The organism is Paraburkholderia sp. SIMBA_054 (assembly GCF_046534875.1).
GTDB lineage: Bacteria > Pseudomonadota > Gammaproteobacteria > Burkholderiales > Burkholderiaceae > Paraburkholderia > Paraburkholderia hospita.
Map to the genome: position 1 here is coordinate 1 of NZ_JAWRXV010000133.1, position 5941 is coordinate 5941.

A 5941-nucleotide genomic window follows, 5' to 3' on the forward strand; every position below is an offset into this window, starting at 1 on the left:
TGTTAGCCGCTTTCTTTTGCCTACTTTTCTTTGCGGCGGCAAAGAAAAGTAGGTGCCGCCCCGCACAGGGGCGACGCTTGAACGGGTAAGTCATCACGCGGATGCCGGCGCAAAGGCCAAAACACCGAACGGCGACGCTTGAAATACGAAGGCAAAACGCGGATGCCAGCGAATAAAACAAAACCACCACCCAGCGTCGCAGACAAAACAAAACCTTCAATCAATAGGCCGCCCAGCCGTCTCACGAACAAACGGCAACGCCAACAAAGAAACCAAACCACATCCAATCAGATACCAGGCCGGCGCAAGCGTACTCCCGGACAACTGAATAAGCCACGTAGCAAAGAACTGCGCAAAACCACCAAAAATCGACACCCCAAGACAATAAACAATCGACATCCCAGTAGCGCGAATCTCGCGCGGAAACATCTCAGGCAGCATAACGATATTAGGCACGGCCGTGAACGCAACAAGCACGCCGAGCACGGCAACAACGGAAAGCAAAACCGGCACCGTAGGCACAGCATTAATAACCATAAACGCAGGATAAACAGCCGCAATCAACAGAACCCGAGAAACCCAAAGCACCCGCTTACGTCCATATCGATCGGACAACGACCCAGCAAACGGCGAGCAGATCACCGTAACAAAAGCAGCCGTCCAGGAAGCCCACAACGCCAGCGACATCGGCAGATGGAGAATCTTGATCGCGTAGGTAGAAAGATAAAACAGCACGATATAGTTCGCGGCCGTGCCGCCAATCGTCGTCACAACACCCGTCACAATCGAACCCATATGCGTGCCGAAAATCTCACGCACAGGCTTCGCAACCGTCGCGGCTTCGAGAGCAGGCGAATGATCTGAAGACGCCGGCAACGGCAACGTTTCATCCAGATGGCGCCGGATATACACGCCGATCGGCCCCATCGCCATACCGATCACAAACGGCACACGCCAACCCCAGCTTTCGAGCGCATGCGTCGACAGCATTGCGGCCAACGCGACGCCAAGCAGCGAACCGACCACCGTATTCAAACCCTGACTCACGAACTGCCAGCTGCCATAAAAACCGCGCGTACGATCGCTGCCGTACTCCATCAAGAGCGACGTCGACGCACCGATCTCGCCGCCCAGCGCAAAGCCCTGAATCAGCCGCGCAAGAATCACAAGCACGGGCGCAGCGAGCCCAATCGACGCATACGTCGGTGCAAACGCGATGATCGCCGAGCCCAGCGTCATCAGCCACAACGTCAGGCTCATCGCCGCCTTGCGGCCCGCACGGTCCGCATACGCGCCAAGCACCACGCCGCCCACCGGCCGCATGATGAACCCGACACCAAACGTGCCGACCGCGAGCATCAGTTGCGCAAGCTGCCCTTCGACAGGAAAGTACAGCTTGCCGATGATCGTCGCGAAGAAGCTGTAGATCGTGAAGTCGAAGAACTCGAGGCCGTTGCCAAGCGTGATCGCAGCGATCGCTTTCGCGTGGCTCGCGCGCTGCCGCTGTACACCGCTCGTTGAAATGCTGTCGTCCGACGTGGAAGTCGTTGCGGCTGTGTAAGTCATATCCGTCTCCCGGATGCGTCAGACGAGAAATGATTGCGCGAGACGCACCCAATACGCGGCACCCGTCGCGAGGCAGTCGTCGTTGAAGTCGTAGCCGGGGTTGTGCACCATGCAGCCGCCCTCGCCGTCCCCGTTGCCGATGATCAGATAAGCACCCGCGCATCGTTCGAGCATGAACGCGAAGTCCTCGCTGCCCGTCAGCGGCTGCATGTTGGCGATCAGGCCATCGTCGCCGACCCAGTCGCGCGCGACCTGCGTCGCGAATGCCGTCATCTGCGCATCGTTGACGAGCACGGGATAGCGGCGCTGATAGTCGACCTCGGCACGCGCGTTGTACACCGACGCCTGTCCGTGCACGACTTCCAGAATGCGCGTCTCCAGATAGTCGCGGACTTCCGGTTTCAGCGCGCGCACGGAGAGACGCATCTCCGCCGTCTCCGGAATCACATTGGGTGCCTCGCCCGCGTGAATCGCGCCGACCGTGATGATCGCCATATCGAGCGGCGCGACGTTGCGCGACACGATGGTCTGCAACGCCAGCACGATCTGCGCGCACACGACGACGGGATCGACGGCCTTATGCGGCACCGCGCCGTGTCCGCCGCGCCCTGTCACCTTGATGATGACGGTATCCGACGACGCCATGAACGAACCCGGCAGAAAGCCGAACTTGCCCGTCGGATGACCCGGCATGTTGTGCATCGCGAACACGGCGTCGCACGGGAAGCGCTCGAACAGCCCGTCTTCGATCATTTTCTTCGCGCCGGCAAGGCCCTCTTCGGCGGGCTGGAATATCAGGTTCAGCGTGCCGTCGAACGAACGTTCCTGCGCGAGATGCTTCGCCGCGGCGAGCAGCATCGCCGTGTGGCCATCGTGGCCGCATGCGTGCATCTTGCCGGGCAGCTTGCTCGCGTACGGCAGACCCGTCTGCTCGTGGATGGGCAGCGCGTCCATGTCGGCGCGCAGGCCGAGCTTGCGCGTACCGCTGCCTACTTTCAGTTGCCCGACGACACCCGTGCTGCCCAGCCCGCGCGTCACGGTGTAGCCCCACTCGGTGAGCTTGTCGGCGACCAGATCGCCCGTCACGTGTTCTTCGTACGCAAGCTCGGGATGCGCATGGATGCGGCGTCGCAGCGCAATCATTTCTGCTTCGAGATCGGCGATGCCGGCGGGGATGACCATGGTATTCACGCTGCTGTCTCCATCGATGTCTGTGAACCCAGCATAGCCGCCTATTTTTTTGACGGGCAGGCGGGAAACGGGTACGGTGGCAACCAGTGGTTGTCACTCTCGATGCCACCTTTCATCCGCCCGACATGAAACTGCATCAACTCAGCACGCTCGCCGCCATCGCGGAGACAGGCAGCATCCGCGCCGCGGCGCGGCAACTGGGCTTGTCCCCTGCCGCCGTCACGAAGTCCGTGCGCGAACTCGAAACGGATCTCCGCGCGCCGCTGGTGATACGCGGCACATCGGGCGTCGCGTTCACCGAATACGGACGCGCGCTCGTCGTGCATGCGCGGCTCGTGCTCGGTCAGCTCGCGCGCGCCGAGGCCGAACTCGAAGCGATGCGCGGCGCGGCGGCCGGGAAGCTCTCGGTGGGCGTGACGCCGTGGCTCGCGCTGACGTTTCTGCCCGAGACGGTCAACCGCTTCAAGCAGAAAATGCCCGACGTGCAGCTGGAATTCTTCGAAGGATTATTGGCCGTCGTCCAGCCGCGTCTGCGCGACGGCAGTCTCGACTTTTCGATCGGGCGGCCGCCGCCTGCATCGCCGCAATCGGAGTTTCATAACGTGCCGCTTTTTTCGACGCATTCGGCCGTCGTCGCGCGACGCGGGCATCCGTTGTGCGAATGCCGCACGCTACACGAACTGCAAGACGCCGAATGGGTATTGAACTGGGACCCGGCGAGCCGCGAGTCGATGGCCGACAATCTGTTCCGCAAGCGCGGGATGAAGGTGCCGCACACGATCCATCTCGCGCATTCATTCGCGATCGTGCTGGGCCTGCTTCAGCAGACGGATTTCCTCAGCATCTTTCCGTGGCCGCTCGTCGAGGTGAACATCGCGAAGGAGAATCTGCGCGCGCTGCCGTTGCGCGAAGTGGTCGATGAGACGATTGTCAGCATCACATCGCGGCGCGGCGTGCCTGTCAGTCCTGCGGGCGCGTGTTTTATCGAATGCCTGCGCGAAGTGATCGACGAAGGCGCGCGGTCGCAGGATGCGGACCGCCGCCGTCTGTTTCATTCGATCGAACTGCTTTTCTAGGGTTTATTTCCCGTATCCGACGACGCCCTTGATCTCCAGAAAGTCTTCGAGTCCGAACTCGCCGTACTCGCGCCCGTTGCCCGACTGACGATAGCCGCCAAACGGCGCTTCCGGCGAGTACTCCGCGTAGTTCAGATAGATCGTGCCTGTGCGCAGCCGCTTCGCGACGGCACGCGCGCGTTCGAGCGACGCCGACTGAATATAGCCCGCGAGACCGTAGATGCTGTCGTTGGCCATTGCGACGGCTTCGTCTTCCGTGTCGTAGCCGAGAATCGACAGCACGGGTCCGAAGATTTCTTCGCGCGCGATCGTCATGTCGTGCTTCACGTGGCCGAACACGGTCGGGCGCACATAGTAGCCATCGCCCAGGCCTTCGGGACGTCCCGGTCCGCCCGCTGCTAGCACCGCGCCTTCGCGCACGCCTGCATCGATCGTCGACTGGATCTTGTCGAACTGCTGCTGGCTGATCACAGGGCCCATATCGCTCGACGGCGCGTCCGCCGGACCGACGACGAGCGCATCGGCCACTTCCTTCGCGTAGGACAACGCTTCGTCCATCCGCGCGCGCGGCACGAACATGCGCGTGGGCGCGTCGCACGATTGCCCGCTGTTATCGAAGCATGCGCGCGCGCCACGCGTGACGGCGTCGCGCAGATCGGCATCTTCGAGTATCAGGTTCGCGGACTTGCCGCCCAGTTCCTGATGCACGCGCTTGACGGTATCGGCGGCGGCTTTTGCGACTTGCACGCCTGCGCGCGTCGATCCCGTGAACGACATCATGTCGATGTCCTTGTGACGCGACATGGCATCGCCCACCACCTGCCCTTCGCCGTTGACGAGATTGAACACGCCTGCGGGCACGCCTGCTTCATGCAGGATTTCCGCGTAAAGCATCGCGCTCATCGGCGCGAGTTCCGAAGGCTTCAGGACCATCGTGCAACCTGCAGCGAGTGCGGGTGCGACCTTCGTCGTGATCTGCAACGCGGGCCAGTTCCACGGCGTGATGAGGCCGCATACGCCGACGGGCTCCTTGCGGATCAGCATGCTGCCTTTTAGCTGCTCGAAGTCGAAATGCTGCAGCGTGCGGATCATCGTTTCCAGATGCGCGGTGCCGGTCCATGCCTGCGCGTCGTGGGCGAACTGTTTTGGCGCGCCCATTTCGCGGCTGATCGCGTCGACCATGTCGTCGTAGCGCTTGCGATAGACCTTGAGGATCGCTTGCAGCAGATCGATGCGCTGTTGCACCGTGGTTTCCGAATACGTAGCGAACGCGGCTTTCGCGGCCGCGACGGCACGATCGACGTCGCCCGCACTGCCGAGCGAAATCGTTGCGAATGGTTTAGCCGTGGATGGGTCGATTACATCGAGTGTTTTGGGTTCGATCGGGTCGATCCATTTGCCGTCGATATAGAACTGCGTGGCGTGCTGCATGATGTTTTCCTCTAATTGGTCCGATACGTTACATCGACTGTTCTCGAACTACATGTCTTCAAATCGAAATTCATTGGCGAGCGTCTTTAGCTCAGACTCGCGTTTCCCAATCAACCCGCTTTGATCTGCGAATCATTCTGGAGACTTTGACATGAGCAACATTACTTTTACCCGTATCGACGTGAAGGGCCCTGGCGCTACGGGCCTGCAGCCGGCGTTGCATGATCCTGCTGATGTGATTCTCGATGGCGCTAAAGCGCCGCATGCGTTGACTGCTTTTTCTGATGCAGACAATGTGCTCACCGCTGGGGTTTGGCAGTGCGATGCTGGTACGTTGAAGTTGTCTGATCTGCCGATTCATGAAGTCTGTGTGCTCATCGAAGGCGAAGTCGTGATCACCAGCGACGATGGGCGTTCCGATCACTATAAGGCTGGTGACGCTTTTATTCTTCACAAGGGCTTCTCGGGTACGTGGCATATGCCTGTTGCTACTAAGAAGTACAGTGTTGTTTATTGCGGTTGAGGTTCTGGTTTAAACCGGCCGCGCGGTTTGTGCGCGGTTTTTTTGTGCTTGCCGTTAGGGTGGCATTCGGACTTTTTGCTGGCATCCGCGATTTGCCTTCGTGCTTCAAGCGTCGCCCCTGTGCGGGGCGGCACCTACTTTTCTTTGCCGCCGC

6 protein-coding genes are annotated in these 5941 nt (G+C 60.6%); 2 read left to right on the top strand and 4 right to left on the bottom strand.

Going from position 1 to position 5941, the window contains the following annotated elements; translation table 11 throughout:
- The 3 genes from SB822_RS54020 to SB822_RS54030 all read right to left on the bottom strand — a co-directional run.
- Positions 1 to 220, bottom strand: a 220-nt coding sequence (locus tag SB822_RS54020; RefSeq protein WP_410858707.1) for a hypothetical protein, incomplete at its 3' end; no start/stop codon positions are given.
- Positions 217 to 1566 carry an MFS transporter gene (locus SB822_RS54025; protein ID WP_410858708.1) on the bottom strand — a complete coding sequence of 450 codons (1350 nt, stop codon included), beginning with the start codon at positions 1564 to 1566 and terminating at the stop codon, positions 217 to 219. The genes SB822_RS54020 and SB822_RS54025, both read right to left, overlap by 4 nt.
- A gap of 18 nt (positions 1567 to 1584) precedes the next feature.
- Positions 1585 to 2757, bottom strand: a complete 1173-nt coding sequence (locus SB822_RS54030; RefSeq protein WP_410858709.1) for a M20 aminoacylase family protein — start codon at positions 2755 to 2757, stop codon at positions 1585 to 1587.
- A gap of 125 nt (positions 2758 to 2882) precedes the next feature.
- Between SB822_RS54030 and SB822_RS54035 the strand changes: the two genes are divergently transcribed.
- Positions 2883 to 3833: a LysR substrate-binding domain-containing protein gene (locus SB822_RS54035; protein WP_410858711.1), complete on the top strand. Its 951-nt coding sequence runs from the start codon at positions 2883 to 2885 to the stop codon at positions 3831 to 3833.
- A gap of 3 nt (positions 3834 to 3836) precedes the next feature.
- On the opposite strand, the gene SB822_RS54040 is transcribed toward SB822_RS54035, so the two are convergent.
- Positions 3837 to 5264 (bottom strand): aldehyde dehydrogenase family protein, encoded by a 1428-nt coding sequence (locus SB822_RS54040; protein ID WP_410858710.1) that lies wholly within the window; start codon positions 5262 to 5264, stop codon positions 3837 to 3839.
- A gap of 151 nt (positions 5265 to 5415) precedes the next feature.
- Between SB822_RS54040 and SB822_RS54045 the strand changes: the two genes are divergently transcribed.
- Positions 5416 to 5787: a cupin domain-containing protein gene (locus tag SB822_RS54045; RefSeq protein ID WP_094296774.1), complete on the top strand. Its 372-nt coding sequence runs from the start codon at positions 5416 to 5418 to the stop codon at positions 5785 to 5787.
- Positions 5788 to 5941 lie beyond the last annotated feature (154 nt).